We start from the raw sequence: 17290 nt of genomic DNA on the forward strand, positions 1-17290 counted from the left end.
GGATGGGTGGTTTCTGGCTTAGGGTGCGGTATCACGCAGAGCTGAGTAGGTTCACTGTCTCCGACAGCCCTGCTCGAAGACGATCGCCTACCATCCATGGGGGCTGCCGACTCCACCAGCGGCTACCCATGATGGTTGTTGGGGCTGTCTCACGCGACGGTATAGATGCTGAACACCGCGGATTGGCGGCACGACGGTGGGAGCTCCCGAAGCGCCTGATGTTCATCTGTTGTGGCTGTCCCTGCTGAACCTCCAAACGCGTAGCTCTCGTCGATTGTCAATTCGACGAAGTCCAGAACGACCACGTTGGGGTCATCTGCGCTGATGACGGTGCCGGCTGGGAACTCAAGGTTGAGCACTTCCCCGTCCGGTCCTTCGCCAACCACGCAGCCCTCCTCAGTCAGCGAAAGCTTCCCTCTGAAGCCCGCTTCGGGCCCCCACGTGCCGTCGCGTTTCTCGTCAGAGAGAAGAAGTATCCGCACTTCAGGTGGTTCGCCGAAGGTCGCGGCACCGGGGGCGTTCGGGGACGAACAAGCTGACGCGACGAGAGTGGCCACGACGAGAAGCCCTGCGGTGATGTGCGGCGAGAGCTCCATCGGCTTCCCTTCTTTCTTTGGGCGATACCAAGAAGTATGTGCCCGCGTTGGCTCTCCGATCTGCATTGCAGGTTCTCGAGGATGATCCGGGTGCGGCAGGCGCTCCTCGAGTCGTCGGCGCGTGATCCTATCCGGGGTCACCACGCTTCACGCGCCATCGAGTGCTCGACCCACTGCACCTGTGCGACATCCTTGGCGCGAAGTGCGTGCACTCTTTCACATCACCGTGGAATGGGGTGGAGCTCGCTGAGGGCGTCCATGCCCGCACGAACGGTGTCGGCTGCATCCTGATGGACAAGTGGCTCCTGCAGGTCGAGCGGCGCTGAGCCCTGGCACACGAGCTCCAGCACATCAGGATGGGTCACCGCGGCCACCAGCTGCCGCGCATCGAGCTCGCGGTGCGGGTCACCGCGGCGCGCCGGCTCATCCCGCTCGAGGACCTTGCCGCCGCGTGCTGCTGGTCGAGGGAGAACCTCTGGGAGCCGGCTGAGGAACTCTGGGTCACGCCCGAGGTCCGCTGGGACCGGCTCATGCACCTCGACGCGAAGGAACGCGATGTCCTCGACTCCACTGACTGAACGCGACCAGCACATCTTGACGATGGCCGGCGCGAGCTACCGGCGCCAGGGCGGACTGGAGAGCGACATCGGGCAGCTGTTCAGCATGACCCCCACCGCGTTCTACCAACGTCGGGCACCGTACCGCCGACCGGAGACGGAGCCGGTGCCGGCGGCCCCGTTGCGGCTCCGCGCAGCCGGGGTACATTGGGCCCATGGCCAGCGAAGCGATGATCCTCGACGTCGAGTCACCGGACGGACCGCGGGCGGTCCGCCTGTCCAGTCCGTCCCGCGTCCTCTGGCCCCAGGCCGGCCTGACGAAGCTCGACCTCGCCCGGTACCTCCTCGACGTCGCCCCGGCGTTCCTGACCGCCAACGGCGACCGGCCGGTCTCGCTCCAGCGCTTCGGCGGCGACGTCGACGGCGAGCACTTCTTCAGCAAGAACCCGCCCAAGGGTGCGCCCGACTACGTCCGCAGCGTCACGGTCACCTACCCCAGCGGCCGCTCGCACCCCCAGCTGGTGCTGGACGAACCCGCCGCAGCCGTCTGGGCGATCCAGATGAACACCGTGGTCTTCCACCCCTGGGCCTCCCGCGCGGGCGCCCCCGATCTGCCCGACGAACTGCGGATCGACCTCGACCCGCAGCCAGGCACCACCTTCGCGGACGTCGTCGCCGCCGCGCACGAGCTCCGCGCGGTACTCGGCGAGGCCGGCCTGGTGGGCTTCGTGAAGACCTCGGGCAACCGCGGCCTGCACGTGTTCGCGCCCATCGCACCCGTCCACGAGTTCCTCGAGGTACGCCGCGCCGTCATCGCCGCGGCGCGGGAGCTCGAGCGCCGCATGCCGGAGGCCGTGACGACGGCGTGGTGGAAGGAGGAGCGCGGAGCGCGCATCTTCGTGGACTACAACCAGGCCAACCGCGACCGCACCATGGCCGGCGCCTACAGCCCGCGGGCCCTGCCGCACGCGCCCGTGTCCTGCCCCGTCAGCTGGGACGAACTGGACGGCGTCGACCCCGCAGCCCTCACCATCGCCACCGTGCCGGAGCGGCTGCGCAGCCTCGGCGACCCATGGGAGCACCTCCACGCCGAGCCAGGCAGCATCGACGTACTGCATGCGTGGTGGGACCGGGACGTGGAGAACGGCCTCGGCGAGCTGCCCTTCCCGCCGGACTTCCCGAAGATGCCCGGCGAGCCGATGAGGGTGCAGCCGAGCCGAGCACGGAACCGCGCCTGATCCCAGCCGTCCTGCCCGCTGTCCTGCCCGCTGTCAACGCTCCGCCCCGGATCGGGCGGCCCTGCGGGTCGCCGTCCTGCTTTGGTAGAACAGGAAGGACCGTTGCCGCGCCCGGCAGGAGCCGGGCCTGACTCCGCGCCGGCCCCGTGCCCGGCCGCTGGGAGAGCCATGAAGAAGAGCCTGCTGTCAGCCACCGTCCTGGTGCTCCTCGTGACGGGCTGCGGCGGTAACCCCGCCACCGGCCCCGAGCCCGCCGGCCCCACCCCGAACCCCGCCGAGACCGCGACGGAGCAGGCCGCGGCGCCGTCGGACGCCCCCTCGGTCGAGGGCCTCGCCGACGCCAACAGCGGTACCTTCGCGTTCCTCCTCGACGCAGCGAAGGGGGAGATCGTGCTGCCCGCCGAGGCGCCCGAGGAGGTCGAGGGCCTGCGGACCCAGCTCGGCGCGGACCCGGTGACCTACGCGCTCGTCACCGTGCAGAACCCGGAAGGCGGGTCCACGCTCGACCTCGAGACCGTCACGGTGTCCACCCCGGAGGGCCAGGACCTGGAGCTCCGCCCGGCGTCCACCGTCATCGAGGAGTGGGGCGCGGCGGCGAACGGCGGGGAGTCCTCGCCCGACGTCGTAGGCCTCGTCGAGCAGTACAGCGGAGGGGCCCTGCCGGGTCAGACCAGCGAGCTCCTCATGATCGGCGGGTTCCCCGAGGTGCCGGACATCGTGCGCACGGTGACCGTGCAGCCGACGGGCGGGGGAGAGCCGGTGGAGGCCACCGTCCGGCCCGAGTCCTAGGTTCCCTTCCCGGCCGCTGAGGCGGCATGCGCCGGAGTAAAGTTGGCCCCATGCCGAGCACCGAGCACTCCCGCACCGCGGTCGTCATCGAGGACGACGATGACGTCCGCGACCTGCTGCACACCGTGCTGACCGGAACGGGGTTCCGTGTCCACACGGCGCCGGCGGGGCTCGCCGGCGTGGAGATGGTCCGGCGCCTGATGCCGGACGTGGTCACGCTCGATGTGGGGCTGCCGGACATCGACGGCTTCGAGGTGGCAGAGAGGATCCGCCGCTTCTCCACGACCTTCATCGTCATGCTGACCGCGAGGGCGGACCCGTCGGACGAGAAGCGCGGGCTCGATGCCGGAGCGGACCGCTATATGCGCAAACCCTTCCGGCCCGCCGACCTGCGCCGGCACATCCAGGAAGGCACGAGGACGGCCGACGCCTGACGCGCGGGCCGGGGCGGTCGGTGACGCGATCAGTGCGAGTGCGCGCCCGCGCTGGTCTCCAGCTCCGGCGCGATGACGGCGTCGGACACCAGACCCGTGACCAGCGAGTAGACGCCCTTGTGCAGATAGTCCACCGCCTTCTCGCCGAAGGGCCACAGGCGCGGGGCGGCCCCTGCTCCCGTCGCGTTCTCGAGCGTCTGGTCGAACGCGAGGCGCACCACCGCATGGGCCGCGGTGGCGGACGGCCCCCTGATGCCCGTCACGGACCAGACGCCCCTGAGCGCCCCGAGCGTGGCGCCGGTCAGCCAGTGCATCGCATGGTTCCAGACCGGGTACAGCACCGTGTTGCTGGTGGGCCGGCCGAACAGGGTGCGCAGCGTCCGCCCGGGGATGTGCGAGTCGGGGCGGTGCGTGAGGCGCTGCTCCAGGAGCTCGCCGGCGGTCATGGCGGCCGTGCCGAGGAGGCCGACCGCCGCTCCGCGCAGTGCTGCCCGCGCCAGGGCGGGCCAGCGCTCGGCCACTAGTCGTCTTCCCCGCGGGCGTCGTCGCCGAGATCCGTGTCGATCCCGTTGTTGTCGTCGTAGTTCCCGGTGTCGGTGCCGGAGTTGTCGCTGTCCTGGTTGCCGAGGTCGCAGCCGCCGAGGAAGAGGCTACCGGCGGCGAGGAGGGCGGCGAGGGTCTTCAGCTTCTTGTCAGCCATGATTCCGTTCCGAGGGTGCTCGATCGTCGGGCGCCGGTTCCGGCGTCCTCCTCCACGGTAGGCAGGGCGCGGAAGCCGGGCAACCGGGCGCCCGGAGCCCTGCAGGGCTTGCAATCGCGGTCCAGGTTCCGGTGGAAGTGCCCGTGCGCCTTCGTGCCGGTGTCGTCCTGGAAACCAACGGGCAGGTGGTGCAGGTCGTCTCCGGCGTCGGGGCGAGCAACCCACTCGACCTCGGCCCGCTGGGGCGGGAGCTTGAACGGCTGCCGGCCCCGCTGCAGCGGCAGATGCGCGCCGAGATCCACGCCCGTCGCCTGATCACCCTCACCGGACTCATCGAACTGGTGTTCTTCGAATTCCGATGACGCTCCCCATCGTGATGAGCCACTTCTCCAGTGGAGTCAGCGCCGTGGACTGCGGTCGGAAGCGACTCCGGGGCGTCACTCGTTGGTGGGCCGTCGGCGTTGCCGCTTGATCGCGGATCGCTGTTGCTTGTTCGCGACCCGGCGACGCTCCGAGCCACGCGTGGGACGGGTCGCGCGGCGCGGCGCGGGCGGATGGGCAAGTGCGGCGACCACGATGTCGCGGAGCGCTTGGAGAGCGATTTCGCGGTTGCGCAACTGGGACCGCTGCTCCGACACAGTCACCGTGATCGATCCCGACGCGTTGTTTCGGGGAAGTCGGTGGACGATTCGCGTCCGTTGCTCATCGCTTAGCGCCGAGGACTCCGCTGCCATCCAGGTGAGTTGTACTCGACTGTCAGACGTGTTGACGTGCTGTCCTCCAGGCCCCGAGGACCTCGAGAACTTCCACTGCAACTCGGATGCCGGAATCATCAGGTCCGCCGTCACTTCGAGATCCACAGAGCAAGCGTGGCATACCTCGCTGGGCAGACATCCATCACCAAGGTGATTTGCCCAGGTTTCGACGCGCCGCGCAGCTTCGACTGGAGGTGTGCTGTGCCAACCGCATGGCCGAGGACCTGGGACCCGGCCGAGAGCGGCGCAGTAGCTCGGCCCCTGCTGGGTACTTGGTGTCCTGCTGTGCGAGGCGGGCCAGGTGCTCATGCGACACGGCGCCGAGGGGACGCTGGTCGGCGTTGGTGAGGAGGCTGTAGGCGAGGACCGCTGCCGGGTCCTGTGCTCCGTCGACCGCGCGCAGGTGCCCGGTGTCGGTGTGCTGTCCGTGCCCGTTGCCGGCACGGATGCCACTGGTGCCGGCCTAGCCGCTTCCCGGCAGGACACCGTAGCGCTGCATCAGCCAATCCAGGTTGTTCTGCAGCCCCGCCTTCCAGGCCTCCCACGTGTGGCCGCCGGGCACGGTCTGCAGCTGGACGTCCACGCCGGCCTTCTGGAGCGCGGCGGCCACCTCCTCACCCTGCGGCCGGTAGAAGCTGTCGTCGGCGCCGACGGTCACGATGCCCGCCGTGCCGGGGAAGGTCTTGGTCCTGACGACGTCGAGCGGGTTCTGCGCGGCGAAGGCGGCCGCATCGCCGGAGAAGTAGTTGCTGATGAGGGCGTCCTGCCCGGCGTCGATGGTCGGTCGGTCCTCGCCCGAGATGTCGAGGAACGTCGGGTAGACGCCGGGGTGCCCGAAGGCGAGGGTCAAGGAGCAGGTGCCGCCGTAGGAGAACCCACCGATCGCCCGGTCGGTGTCCGCATGGGAGCCGGCCCCGAGCGTGGACTCCACCCAGGCCGGCACATCCTCCGCGAGGTAGGTGCCGGCGCGGCCGTAGTTACTGTCCAGGCACAGGGACGGCGTCGGTCCCGTACTGGCGGCGGCATCGGGCAGGACGGCGATCGGCGCCAGCCCCTTGTGCGCGGCGGCGTAGGCGTCCAGGACCGCGGGGAGCTGACCGCCGGTGATCCAGTCCTGCGGCCCGCCCGGGTCCCCGTGGATCAGCACCAGGACGGGGACGATCGCGGGGGAGGAGGCGAGGTAGGCCGGGGGCAGGTAGACGTACGCGGGCCCCGCGTCCACGCCGGACGCGGTTCCCGGGATCGTCGTCCGGTACACCTTCCCCGTCGAGGGCATGTCGGACGGCGGGGACCAGTCCGCCAGGGTGGTGAGCGGTCCCGGGGCCTTCGGCGCGTCGACCGTGCCGAGCTCGGGGATGTCGGTGTCGCCGGTCGCCGCCCGCAGGGTGGGGAAGGAGCCGTAGTAGGCGTTGATGCTCCCCGCCACGGCGGTGATGATCAGGACGGGCGCGACGACGGTCAGGCACCGCTGCCACCAGCGGGGGAAGGCCGCGAACCTGCGGACGGCGAGCGCCCCACCGGCGATCGCGAGCCCGCCGAGCAGGTAGAACCAGAAGGGCTGCGGCGCGCCCCACAGATTCAGCACCACCTCGGTCCCGAGCCAGAGGGCCAGGCCGCCGACCGCCCCGACCAGCAGGCACGGCACCACCGAGCGGACCAGGTACCTCCACGGCCCGGAGGCGAGCCACAGGAGCGCGGCGCCGGCAAGGACGGCGAACACGAGCGGCGCGGGTCCGTCGACGAGATCCCAGTCGAGCGGGTTCACGGAGCCTTCCCCTCGGCGGGACGCGCCGCCGACGCGCGCTCCGGGCCTTTCGCGCGGTGCGGTGCCGCGGTGAGGAGTTTCCAGACATCGGCCGCCCGGACGTCGGGGGCGTACGCCCGCGTGATGGCCTGGCCGATCGCGGGCAGGGAGGCCGGGTCCTCGTAGCAGAGGTACAGGGGCACGTACCGCGGGCCGAACTTCGACTTGAAGGCGAAGAGGGACCGGAACCCGTAGACGGGTTCGAGGGCCCGGCCGATGAACGCGAGCACCCGGCTCAGCGGATCCGTGTCCGCGTCCTTGCCCGCCGTCGCCAGGGGGGCGCCGGACAGGCTCAGCTCGGCGTACCCCTCCTTCTGGAGGTCCAGCGCCGCCTGCGCGATGAGCACCTCGATGCTGTGCTTGAAGCCGGACCCGCGGCGCCGCATGAAGTCCAGCGTCCAGCCGGTCACCTCGCCGTCCTCGTGGATCGGCAGCCAGGACGCGACGGCGTGGACGGTGCGCTCGTCGTCGATGATGACCGAGCACCGCACGTCGGGGTCGCGCAGCTCGTCGATGCCGCCGAGGGTGAACCCCATCTCCGGGAGCGACTTGTCGGCCACCCACTCCTCGGAGATGCTGCGGATCTGGTCGAGGATCACCAGCGGGGTCCTGCGGGTGTCCACCCATTCGCTGTGCACGCCGGTCTTGCGCGCCTGGTTGAGGGCGGTCCGGATGTCCTGGAACTTCTTCCCGGTGAAGGCGAGGTCGCCCAGGTCCAGGACCGTCTCCTCCGCCACCTGCAGGCGCCGGAACCCGACGGCCTCGAGTGCGTCGGCCAGGGGCGCGGTCACCGAGTAGAAGCACGGCGTCCAGCCCTGCGCGTGGCAGTGCTCCGCGAAGCCCCGCAGGGCGCGCGCCGTCTCCGCCGGCGGGCCGACCGGCCCCGCCAGGGTGAGGGCGACGCCGGAGATCACGCGGTACGGCATGTAGGACGCGCCGCCGAACCAGTAGGAGTTGCCCGGCCAGAGGCCCATCCACGTCATCGAGCCCCGCCCGTGCTCGGTGGCGATGACGCGTGCGCGCTCGCGGTCGTCGTCGTCCCCGGTGCGCCGCACGGAACGGAAGGACCGCAGGAGCAGCACGGCGACCACCGCCCAGAACGCGATGCCGATCCACTCGTAGAGGATGATCGCGGCGCTGTCCGACGGCAGGAAGGCCGGGAAGATGCGCAGGGTGACGGCGATGGGCAGCAGCCGCTGGGGGAAATCGGCCAGCAGCAGCGGCAGGGTGGCCGCCGGGCTGAACTGGTCCGCGACGGCGAGGCCGATCCCCACGTACAGGGCAGCCGCGACGATCAGCGCGACCAGCACCCGCACGCCGACGGACCGGTAGGTCCCCGGTGCCGCGCGCAGGGTGAACAGCCGCCGCACGAGCACGAGGAGGACCACGATGGCGACGGGCTGCAGTGCCGGCACCACGAGGTCCGCGACGATCCGCTCGGGGCGCGCGCCGCTGAGCAGCGGGGCGAGCTCGCCGTCGGCACCGTGGCGCAGGAACGCGAGGAAGGTGTGGACGGACAGCAGGGCCAGGCCGACCTGCACCACGATCGTCCCCGCCCACGCGGAACGGCGCCCACGCCGCAGCCCGTCGGCGAGGACGAGCAGCAGCAGCGTCGGGAGGCAGGACATGATCACGCCGCCGACGCCCGCGCGGGCCTGCAGCTGGGCCTCGGCACACTGCCGCACCGCGCCGCCGGGCCCGCACGCGGCCCGCACGGCGTCCGGCGTCGCCCCCTCGACGGCCGTGAAGAGGAAGCCGAGGACGGCGAACGGCCCCGTCGCGTGGGGCGAGAGGGCCGCGAGCGCGGGACCGACCGCGGCGGCGGCGCAGACCAGTGCCACGAGCACGCGGGACTCGCGGATCGACGGTGCGGCGGGCCGGCGCACGGGGCGGCGCAGCAGCAGCGGTCCGGCGGCGAGCCCGGCCACGACGGCGACGAGCAGGGCGACCGACATCAGGGCGCCGTTGTAGAGGACCAGGGTGAGGGGGAGGAGGACGCCCACGATGCGCAGGCGCCGGCGCCACAGCGGGCCCATGCCGGCGGTCGCCGCCATCGTCGCGCCGAGGACCCCGATGGCGGGACCGCCGAGGGCCGTGGTGCCGAAATCCGCTGCCCAGCGCGGGAACAGCGGGGCGGCGGCGGCGCCGATCAGGAGCGCACCGATCAGCGCGACGAGGTGCGTCGCCACGACGGCGGCGCCGAAGCGGCGTGAGCCGAGGCGTGCCTCCGCCGGGATCCCGAGGCACAGGAGGGCGAGACTCGCCCCGAGATAGGCGGGCAGATCCGGTGCCCAGGCGAGGGACAGCAGCAGGGAGAGGGGGTTCCGGGGCACGGTCGCAGGGTCGAACACCACGGAGGGCGCCAGCGCATCCGGTGGTCCCCCGGGCAGGGACGCCGTCCCCAGCGCGAGGACCCAGAGACCCGCGAGGACGGACAGGGCCAGGGGCGCACGGCGTCCCAGGACCGCCACCCGGGAACGCGCGCTCGCGGAGCGGGCTGCCAGGACCGCGAGCCGCCCGGGCTGCGCGGGCGGGGGAGCCGGAGGCCGGTCCGGTGACTTCGCGGGTGCACCGGCTTCCGCCGGGGTGGCGCCGTCCTGCGGGTCCTCGCTCATGCGTTCCCTCGCTTCCCGTCCCGGGCCCCGTCGGTCCGCGCCGCCCCCGCCGGGGTCAGCCGCGGGCGTCGCGGATCATGTTCGTGATGCGGGCCGTGGAGAGCCTGCGGCCCTGGTCGTCCGTCATCACCACTTCGTGCGTCGTGAGGGTCCGGCCGAGGTGGATGGCCGTGGCGGTGCCGGTCACGAGCCCGGAGTCCGCACTGCGATGGTGGGTGGCGCCCACCTCGATCCCCACGGCCTGCCGCCCGGGGCCCGCGTGGAGTCCTGCCGCGAAGGAGCCGAGCGTCTCGGCCAGCACGACGTGCGCGCCGCCGTGGAGGATGCCGGCGACCTGCTGATTGCCCTCGACCGGCATCGTCGCGACCACCCGCTCCGCGCTCATCTCGGTGAACACGATGCCCATCTTCACGGTGAGCGCCCCCACCCCGTAGCGCCCCAGCCAGCCGTGCATCTCGGCGGGGACCCCGGCGGCCACCAGTTCGGCGAGCCGGTCCTCGGAGGGGGTGGAGGGGGCGTCGGTCCGGGTGCGGTTGTCTGTCATGGGAACTAGGCTGGCACCTGTGAGTCAAACAGCCAAGCCCGCCGCCACCCTGACCGTCGACACCCCCGGGGAGGCGCCCGGGAAGGCGCCCGAGGAGACGTCGCGGGAGACGCCCCCGGCGCCGGCCCGGCGCAGCGACGGTTCACGCAACCGGCTCCTCGTCATCGACGGTCACTCCATGGCGTTCCGTGCCTTCTACGCCCTGCCCGCCGAGAACTTCTCGACCGACACCGGCCAGCACACCAACGCGGTCTACGGGTTCACGGCGATGCTCATCAACCTCATCAAGGACCAGAAGCCGAGCCACGTCGCCGTGGCGTTCGACCTCGACACCCCGACGTTCCGCTCCGAGGAGTACACCGAGTACAAGGGTGGCCGCAACAAGACGCCCGAGGAGTTCCACGGGCAGGTGGACCTGATCATCAAGGTGATGGAGGCCATGCGGATCCCCACCATCTCCCTCGACGGCTACGAGGCGGACGACATCCTGGCGACGCTCGCCCACCAGGCGGCCGAGGCTGACTGGGACGTGCAGGTCGTCAGCGGGGACCGCGACGCCTTCCAGCTCGTCAACGACCGCGTGACGGTGCTGTACCCGAAGCAGGGCGTGACCAACATCCCGCAGATGGACGCCCAGGCCATCGAGGAGAAGTACTTCGTCCCGCCCCACCAGTACTCCGACCTCGCCGCGCTCGTGGGCGAGAGCGCCGACAACCTCCCCGGTGTGCCCGGTGTCGGACCGAAGACCGCCGCCAAGTGGATCAAGCAGTACGGCGGGCTGGAGGGCATCCTCGAGAACCTCGACAAGATCGGCGGGAAGGTCGGCGACTCGCTGCGCGCCAACATCGACGACGTCAAGCGGAACAGGCGCCTCAACCGCCTCCTGACCGACCTCGAGCTGCCTGTGGACCTCGACGCGATGGTGTCGCAGCACCCGGACCGCCCGGCCGTGGAGGACCTCTTCGACGCGCTGCAGTTCAACACGCTCCGCAAGCGCCTCTTCGACCTGTTCGGCGAGGAGGAGACCGAGGACGAGGGCGACGAGCAGAGCGCGCCCGCCCACGTGCTGCTCGAGGACGCCGAGGCGCTCACGCAGTGGTTCCACTCGACCAACCAGGCGCAGGCGTCCGTGGCCCTGGCGACGGAGACGACGGCCGGCACCACGGACATCGTCGGCATCGCGGTCGTCACCGGGCTGCAGGCCGCGTTCATCCCGCTCGAGCCGCTCGACGCGGCGGCCGAGAAGGTCCTCGGGGACTGGCTGTCCGCCACCGACGCACCGAAGATCGTCCACGACTTCAAGGCCGTGTTCAAGCTCCTGTCCGCCCGCGGTCTCCACCTGGCCGGCGAGGTCGACGACACCGCGATCTCCGGGTACCTCATCCAGCCCGACCGCCGCAGCTACGACCTCGCCGACCTCGCGCAGTACCACCTGCGCCTGTCCATCACCGCCTCGGCGAACGACTCCTCCGGGCAGCAGGCACTGGACCTCGGCGGGAACGACGTCGCCTCGCCCGCCGTCGTCGCCGCCTACGCCGCACTGCGCCTCAGCGAGCACTTCGCAGGCCAGCTCGTCGAGAAGGGCGCCAACCAGCTGCTCGGCGGGCTCGAACTGCCGCTCGCCGAGGTGCTCGCCCGCATGGAGCTCACGGGTGTGGCCGTCGACCTCGACGGACTCGACCGGCTGTACGACGACTTCTCGAAGACCATCAGCGCCGCCGGCTCCGAGGCGTTCCGGATCATCGGCAAGGAGATCAACCTCGGCTCGCCCAAGCAGCTGCAGACGGTCCTGTTCGACGAGCTCGAACTGCCGAGGACCAAGAAGATCAAGACGGGCTACTCCACCGACGCGGACGCCCTCACCGACCTGATCACCAAGACGGGCCACCCGTTCCTCGAGCAGCTCCTCGCGTACCGCGACGCCACCAAGCTGCGCCAGACCGTGGAGGGCCTCCGGAAGGCAGCGGGCGACGACGGGCGCATCCACACGACCTACCTGCAGACCATCGCGGCGACCGGGCGCCTGTCCTCGACCAACCCGAACCTGCAGAACATCCCCGTCCGCTCCGACGAGGGGCGACGCATCCGCGAGGTGTTCGTCGTCGGGCAGGGCCGGGACGGCCAGGCGTTCGAGAGCCTCATGACCGCCGACTACTCGCAGATCGAGATGCGCATCATGGCGCACCTCTCCGGCGACGAAGGGCTCATCTCCGCCTTCCAGGAGGGCGAGGACCTGCACCGGTTCGTGGGTTCGCACATCTTCGGCGTCGCGCCCGAGCAGGTCACCAGTGCCATGCGCTCGAAGGTGAAGGCGATGTCCTACGGCCTCGTGTACGGGCTGAGCTCGTTCGGGCTCTCCAAGCAGCTGAACATCTCCGTCGACGAGGCGCGCACCCTGATGCGGGACTACTTCGAGCGGTTCGGGGCGGTGCGCGACTACCTGCGCGGCATCGTGGAGCAGGCCCGCAAGGACGGCTTCACCTCGACGATCGAGGGGCGGCGCCGCTACCTGCCCGATCTCTCCAGCGACAACCGCCAGCTCCGCGAGATGGCCGAGCGCGCGGCGCTCAACGCACCCATCCAGGGATCGGCCGCCGACATCATCAAGAAGGCCATGCTCGGCGTCGACGACGCGCTGACCACGCGGGGGCTGGCCTCGCGCATGCTGCTGCAGGTGCATGACGAACTGGTCCTCGAGATCGCCCAGGGCGAGGCCGAGGAGGTCGAGGCGCTGGTCCGTGAACAGATGGGCAGCGCCGCCGACCTCACCGTGCCGCTCGATGTCTCGGTCGGAACCGGCGCCACCTGGCACGAGGCCGCGCACTAGGCGGCCCGATCACCCCGGCCACCCCGATCACCCTGGGCCCCTCGGGGCAGGTGGTCGGGCAGGACCGCCCCCGCTAGGGTGGTGAGGTGTGAGCCACTACACACCCGACCTGCAGACCGAGACCTTCACCGTCGGCCCCGGAGAGGACCCCGCACCGGGCGGGCGCTTCGCCAGGTGGCTCGACGCGGAGGGAATCGGCTTCCACGACGGGACCTTCGACCCCGAGGACGTCCCCCACTATCTGACGGCGTACCAGTCCGACGAGCGCGTGCTCTGGGGCGTCCACGACCGGGCCCAGCCCGCAGAAGCCCTCGGTGCGGACCAGCCGGTGGCCACCTACGGCACCATGGTCCACGCGCTCAACGTCGGAGCCGGGCAGATCGACGCGCACCAGATCACCGCCGTCACGGTCCGCACCAGCCACCGGCGCAACGGCATCCTCCGTTCCCTGATGATGCGGGACCTGCGCGAGGCGAAGGAGCGGGGCCTGGCGCTGGCGATCCTGACGGCCTCGGAGGCCACGATCTACGGGCGTTTCGGGTTCGGCTGCGCGACCTTCACGCAGAGCATCGAGGTGGACGTCCGGGAACGCTTCGAGGTGACGGCGCCGAGGACCGGCACCACGACGCTCGTGGCCCGCGAGCACGCCGTCGGGCTCGCGGAGAGGATCTTCGAGGGCTTCCAGGCAGCGACGTTCGGCTCCGTGGGCCGGCAGTACGCCTACCCGCGCCGCGCCTCGGGCGCCTGGGGCCGGGAGCGGCCCGTCGAGGACCGCGCCGTGCGGATGGCCGTGCACTACGACGACGCCGGGCAGCCCGCGGGGTTCGTCAGCTACCGATTCGCCGGCTGGGACTCCGAGCCCCCGACCATGAAGATCGTCGACCTCGTGGCCTCCACGCCGTCGGCCTACCTCGAACTGTGGCGCTACCTCGGCTCCCTCGACCTCGTGGAGCGCATCACCTGGGACGGCGCACGGCTCGACGACGCCCTGCCGTGGGCGCTGCGGGACAGGCGCTGCTACCGGGTCAAGGGCACCGACGACGTGCTCTGGGTCCGGCTGCTCGACGTGCCGGCCGCACTGGGGAAGCGCTCGTACCGGGGCAGCGGCCGGCTCGTGCTGGAGGTGGTGGACGAGCACGGGCTCGTCGACGGCTCCTATGTGCTGACCGTCGTCGACGGCGCGGCGCAGGTAGCACCCGTCGACACCGCCGCGGCCCCGGACGCCACCCTGACGGCCAACGCGCTCGGCTCGCTGTACCTCGGGGGAGTGCGCGCCTCCACGCTGGCCGACGCCGGCGGTCTGACGGCCCACGCCGACGACGCCGTGAGCCTGCTCGACGCCCTCTTCGGCCGGGCCCAGGAGCCCTACTGCATCACCCACTTCTAGGCGCCGGGGCCCGGGCGGCGGCGCCTTCCGCGTGCCGCCCGGGGCCTCCGCGCTGCTTTGACGGTGTTGGACCCCGCGGCTAGACTGATCAGGCGCGTAGTGCGCTCCGGCAGGTCCCGATGCAGATCGGATGCCAGCGGGGCGCGCCACTCCTCCTGAATCTTCCGAGGTTCTTTCCATTTCGTCCACATCCGGACAACGGAACCCGCTCCCGGCCCAGCCGGAAGGGCGGGGTCCGCCATGACCGGAGCAAGTAATCTTCCACAACGGAGCCCCAACTACATGACCATCACCACCACCGAGAAGCAAGGTGCCCCCGTAGTCGCGATCAACGACATCGGCACCGCTGAGGACTTCCTCGCAGCGATCGACGCCACCATCAAGTACTTCAACGACGGAGATCTCGTCGAGGGTACGGTCGTCAAGGTCGACCGCGACGAGGTCCTGCTCGACATCGGTTACAAGACCGAGGGTGTCATTCCTTCCCGCGAGCTGTCCATCAAGCACGACGTCGATCCCGGGGACGTCGTCTCCGTGGGCGATCAGGTCGAGGCTCTGGTGCTCACCAAGGAAGACAAAGAAGGCCGCCTGATCCTCTCCAAGAAGCGCGCTCAGTACGAGCGTGCCTGGGGCGACATCGAGAAGGTCAAGGAAGAGGACGGCGTCGTCACCGGCACCGTCATCGAGGTCGTCAAGGGTGGCCTCATCCTGGACATCGGCCTGCGCGGCTTCCTGCCCGCGTCCCTCGTCGAGATGCGTCGCGTCCGCGACCTGGCTCCGTACATCGGCCAGCAGATCGAAGCGAAGATCATCGAGCTCGACAAGAACCGCAACAACGTCGTGCTGTCGCGTCGTGCGTGGCTCGAGCAGACGCAGTCCGAGGTGCGCTCCACGTTCCTCAACAAGCTCGAGAAGGGCCAGGTCCGTCCGGGCGTCGTCTCCTCGATCGTCAACTTCGGTGCGTTCGTGGACCTCGGCGGCGTCGACGGTCTCGTGCACGTCTCCGAGCTCTCCTGGAAGCACATCGACCACCCCTCCGAGGTCGTCGAGGTCGGTCAGGAAGTCACCGTGGAGGTCCTCGAGGTCGATCTCGACCGCGAGCGCGTCTCCCTCTCGCTCAAGGCGACGCAGGAAGATCCCTGGCAGACCTTCGCCCGCACGCACGCCCTGGGTCAGGTTGTTCCCGGCAAGGTCACCAAGCTCGTGCCCTTCGGCGCGTTCGTCCGCGTCGAGGACGGCATCGAAGGCCTCGTGCACATCTCGGAGCTGGCCGTCCGCCACGTGGAACTGGCCGAGCAGGTCGTCTCCGTGGGTGACGAGCTCTTCGTCAAGGTCATCGACATCGACCTCGAGCGCCGCCGCATCTCCCTCAGCCTCAAGCAGGCCAACGAGGGCGTCGACGCGGACAGCACCGAGTTCGACCCCGCGCTCTACGGCATGGCCGCCGAGTACGACGAAGAGGGCAACTACAAGTACCCCGAGGGCTTCGACCCCGAGTCGAACGAATGGCTCGAGGGCTACGAGACGCAGCGCGCCGCCTGGGAGGCCCAGTACGCCGAGGCACAGTCCCGCTGGGAGTCGCACAAGAAGCAGGTCGTGCAGCACGCGTCCGACGACGCCGCCGCAGCGAACGAGCCCGTCGAGTCGAACTCGACGAGCTACTCGTCCGAGCCCGTCGCCACGGACTCCGGTTCGGGCACGCTCGCTTCCGACGAGGCTCTCGCCGCACTGCGCGAGAAGCTGACCGGAGCGTAAGCACCGCGCGCCAGCCATCGGCTGACGCACAGCACAGGGAGGGTCCCCGCCGGTCGGCGGGGGCCCTTCCTGCGTTCACGGCCCTGCGTCCGCCGGTGGTCCGGCCGTCGCCTGGCCTTCCGCTGCCGCGGAGGTCAGCGGCGCGTCGACACCGTGACGGTGAAGCGCGGGGAGCGGTCGAGCTGGCGGGTGGGGCCGATGAGGCGCTCGAGGACGGGCCGATAGCGGAGGTGGCTGTTCCACACCGTCCACAGCTCACCTCCCGGGGCCAGCACGCGGGCGCAGGCGTCGAAGAGCCGATGGGCGATGCCGGCATGGACGGTGCTGCCGATGTGGAACGGCGGGTTGAGGACGATAGCGCCCGCGGAAGCATCGGGGAGAGCGGACAGCGCGTCGTCCCGGCTCACCCTGATCCGATCAGCCACCCCGTTCGCCTCCGCCGTGGCGAGCGTGGAGGCGGTGGCGGACGCCGACTGGTCCGTCGCGTGGACCCGGAGGTGCGGATGGGCCAGTGCGAGGTAGGCGGAGATGGCGCCGTTCCCGCAGCCGAGATCGATCACCTCGCCCCCCTCCGGGGATACCGGTCCACGCAGGTGGGGGAGCAGCAGCTGCGTCCCCGGGTCGAGGGCGGCGCCGCCGAAGGTCGCCCCGTGGGCGCGGAGTTCCAGCGGCGCGCCGAGCCCGACGTCGTGCCTGGCGCTGCGGGGGAAGGGGGACTCGGCACCGGGGCGCGGTCCCGATGCGACGAGGACCCGCGACTTCTGGCGGGCGAGCCCCGCGGAGACGTCGGTGAAGTGGCGGGCGAGTACGGCGTTCATCGAGAGGGACATGTGCTTGACCCGTCCCGCGGCGAGCACCTGGACGTCCGGTGCGGCGTGCTGTGCGATGACCCCTGCGAGCTCGTCGAGCTCGTCGAGGGATCGGGGCAGCCGCAGGAGCACGGTGGTCACGGCGTCCAGCAGGCCGGCCGTGAGCGGGAAGGACCGGTAGGTGCCCTGCAGTCCCTGCTCCGCCGCGTTCAGGGCCAGGGCCCGTTCGTTCACCACACCGTCCTGGAACGCACGGACGGCGACCCCGGACAGATCCGCCGCGCCGAGCGTGAGGGCGCCGTAGGCATCGTTGACGGTCGCGATGGCGCCCCCCGCACGGAGACGGTCCGCGGCCGTGTCGAGGAGCAGGCGGTCGGCGGCATCGACGGCGACCAGTTCCGGCGCCTCCACGTCGGGACGGCGGCGGAGGAGGTCGACACTGAACGGGCTCACCCTCTCCATCCTAGGCGCCGCGCCGCA

Annotated in this window: 16 protein-coding genes; 8 read left to right on the forward strand and 8 right to left on the reverse strand. The window is 70.9% G+C overall.

The features are described from left to right. Window positions 1-149 precede the first annotated feature (149 nt). A complete protein-coding gene (locus V6S67_RS08145; protein ID WP_334209768.1) occupies window positions 150-596 on the reverse strand; it encodes a hypothetical protein in 447 nt (148 codons plus the stop codon). Between the two features lie 356 nt (window positions 597-952). On the opposite strand from V6S67_RS08145, the gene V6S67_RS08150 reads away from it, so the two are divergent. The 4 genes from V6S67_RS08150 (at window position 953) to V6S67_RS08165 (ending at window position 3614) form a co-directional block, all read left to right on the forward strand. Continuing rightward, a complete protein-coding gene (locus tag V6S67_RS08150; RefSeq protein WP_334209769.1) occupies window positions 953-1174 on the forward strand; it encodes a hypothetical protein in 222 nt (73 codons plus the stop codon). Window positions 1175-1368: 194 nt separating this feature from the next. Next, window positions 1369-2391 (forward strand): non-homologous end-joining DNA ligase, encoded by a 1023-nt coding sequence (ligD, locus tag V6S67_RS08155; protein ID WP_334209770.1) that lies wholly within the window; start codon window positions 1369-1371, stop codon window positions 2389-2391. A 168-nt stretch (window positions 2392-2559) separates the two neighbouring features. Beyond that, window positions 2560-3180, forward strand: a complete 621-nt coding sequence (locus V6S67_RS08160; protein WP_334209771.1) for a hypothetical protein — start codon at window positions 2560-2562, stop codon at window positions 3178-3180. A gap of 50 nt (window positions 3181-3230) precedes the next feature. Next, window positions 3231-3614, forward strand: coding sequence for a response regulator transcription factor (locus V6S67_RS08165; protein WP_334209772.1), 384 nt, complete (start codon window positions 3231-3233; stop codon window positions 3612-3614). A 29-nt stretch (window positions 3615-3643) separates the two neighbouring features. Here the strand turns inward: V6S67_RS08165 and V6S67_RS08170 are convergent, their stop codons facing one another. Together V6S67_RS08170 and V6S67_RS08175 are read right to left on the reverse strand one after the other, a co-directional pair. Further along, window positions 3644-4135, reverse strand: a complete 492-nt coding sequence (locus V6S67_RS08170; RefSeq protein WP_334209773.1) for a hypothetical protein — start codon at window positions 4133-4135, stop codon at window positions 3644-3646. Beyond that, complete coding sequence (locus V6S67_RS08175; protein WP_334209774.1) at window positions 4135-4314, reverse strand: hypothetical protein; 180 nt, start codon at window positions 4312-4314, stop codon at window positions 4135-4137. Before V6S67_RS08175 ends, V6S67_RS08170 begins: the two co-directional genes overlap by 1 nt. 143 nt (window positions 4315-4457) lie before the next feature. Here V6S67_RS08175 and V6S67_RS08180 point away from each other — a divergent pair, with 143 nt between their 5' ends. Beyond that, window positions 4458-4676, forward strand: a complete 219-nt coding sequence (locus V6S67_RS08180; protein WP_334209775.1) for a hypothetical protein — start codon at window positions 4458-4460, stop codon at window positions 4674-4676. A gap of 75 nt (window positions 4677-4751) precedes the next feature. On the opposite strand, the gene arfB is transcribed toward V6S67_RS08180, so the two are convergent. From arfB to V6S67_RS08200, 4 genes are all read right to left on the reverse strand, one after another. Further along, a complete protein-coding gene (gene arfB, locus V6S67_RS08185) occupies window positions 4752-5174 on the reverse strand; it encodes an alternative ribosome rescue aminoacyl-tRNA hydrolase ArfB (RefSeq protein WP_334209776.1) in 423 nt (140 codons plus the stop codon). Between the two features lie 358 nt (window positions 5175-5532). Further along, window positions 5533-6834 (reverse strand): alpha/beta hydrolase, encoded by a 1302-nt coding sequence (locus V6S67_RS08190; protein WP_334209777.1) that lies wholly within the window; start codon window positions 6832-6834, stop codon window positions 5533-5535. After that, a complete protein-coding gene (locus tag V6S67_RS08195) occupies window positions 6831-9488 on the reverse strand; it encodes a bifunctional lysylphosphatidylglycerol flippase/synthetase MprF (protein WP_334209778.1) in 2658 nt (885 codons plus the stop codon). Before V6S67_RS08195 ends, V6S67_RS08190 begins: the two co-directional genes overlap by 4 nt. Before the next feature lie 55 nt (window positions 9489-9543). Further along, window positions 9544-10032, reverse strand: a complete 489-nt coding sequence (locus V6S67_RS08200; protein WP_334209779.1) for a hotdog fold thioesterase — start codon at window positions 10030-10032, stop codon at window positions 9544-9546. On the opposite strand from V6S67_RS08200, the gene polA reads away from it, so the two are divergent. From polA to rpsA, 3 genes are all read left to right on the forward strand, one after another. Next, window positions 10031-12859 (forward strand): DNA polymerase I, encoded by a 2829-nt coding sequence (polA, locus tag V6S67_RS08205; RefSeq protein ID WP_442884733.1) that lies wholly within the window; start codon window positions 10031-10033, stop codon window positions 12857-12859. The two genes, V6S67_RS08200 and polA, sit on opposite strands and share 2 nt — an antisense overlap. An 88-nt stretch (window positions 12860-12947) precedes the next feature. Next, window positions 12948-14246: a GNAT family N-acetyltransferase gene (locus V6S67_RS08210; protein ID WP_334209780.1), complete on the forward strand. Its 1299-nt coding sequence runs from the start codon at window positions 12948-12950 to the stop codon at window positions 14244-14246. Window positions 14247-14528: 282 nt separating this feature from the next. Continuing rightward, window positions 14529-16001, forward strand: a complete 1473-nt coding sequence (gene rpsA / locus V6S67_RS08215; RefSeq protein ID WP_104049948.1) for a 30S ribosomal protein S1 — start codon at window positions 14529-14531, stop codon at window positions 15999-16001. 134 nt (window positions 16002-16135) lie between these two features. On the opposite strand, the gene V6S67_RS08220 is transcribed toward rpsA, so the two are convergent. Further along, window positions 16136-17272, reverse strand: a complete 1137-nt coding sequence (locus tag V6S67_RS08220; protein ID WP_442884734.1) for a class I SAM-dependent methyltransferase — start codon at window positions 17270-17272, stop codon at window positions 16136-16138. Window positions 17273-17290 lie beyond the last annotated feature (18 nt).

This window comes from Arthrobacter sp. Soc17.1.1.1 (genome assembly GCF_036867195.1).
Taxonomy (GTDB): Bacteria; Actinomycetota; Actinomycetes; order Actinomycetales; family Micrococcaceae; genus Arthrobacter_D.

What these genes read in the sequence shown, in the direction of transcription:
- V6S67_RS08145 (WP_334209768.1), bottom strand. Translation starts at nt 596, where the DNA reads ATGGAGCTCTCGCCGCACATCACCGCAGGGCTTCTCGTCGTGGCCACT.
- V6S67_RS08150 (WP_334209769.1), top strand. Translation starts at nt 953, where the DNA reads ATGGGTCACCGCGGCCACCAGCTGCCGCGCATCGAGCTCGCGGTGCGG.
- ligD (WP_334209770.1), top strand. Translation starts at nt 1,369, where the DNA reads ATGGCCAGCGAAGCGATGATCCTCGACGTCGAGTCACCGGACGGACCG.
- V6S67_RS08160 (WP_334209771.1), top strand. Translation starts at nt 2,560, where the DNA reads ATGAAGAAGAGCCTGCTGTCAGCCACCGTCCTGGTGCTCCTCGTGACG.
- V6S67_RS08165 (WP_334209772.1), top strand. Translation starts at nt 3,231, where the DNA reads ATGCCGAGCACCGAGCACTCCCGCACCGCGGTCGTCATCGAGGACGAC.
- V6S67_RS08175 (WP_334209774.1), bottom strand. Translation starts at nt 4,314, where the DNA reads ATGGCTGACAAGAAGCTGAAGACCCTCGCCGCCCTCCTCGCCGCCGGT.
- V6S67_RS08195 (WP_334209778.1), bottom strand. Translation starts at nt 9,488, where the DNA reads ATGAGCGAGGACCCGCAGGACGGCGCCACCCCGGCGGAAGCCGGTGCA.
- polA (WP_442884733.1), top strand. Translation starts at nt 10,031, where the DNA reads ATGGGAACTAGGCTGGCACCTGTGAGTCAAACAGCCAAGCCCGCCGCC.
- V6S67_RS08200 (WP_334209779.1), bottom strand. Translation starts at nt 10,032, where the DNA reads ATGACAGACAACCGCACCCGGACCGACGCCCCCTCCACCCCCTCCGAG.
- rpsA (WP_104049948.1), top strand. Translation starts at nt 14,529, where the DNA reads ATGACCATCACCACCACCGAGAAGCAAGGTGCCCCCGTAGTCGCGATC.
- V6S67_RS08220 (WP_442884734.1), bottom strand. Translation starts at nt 17,272, where the DNA reads ATGGAGAGGGTGAGCCCGTTCAGTGTCGACCTCCTCCGCCGCCGTCCC.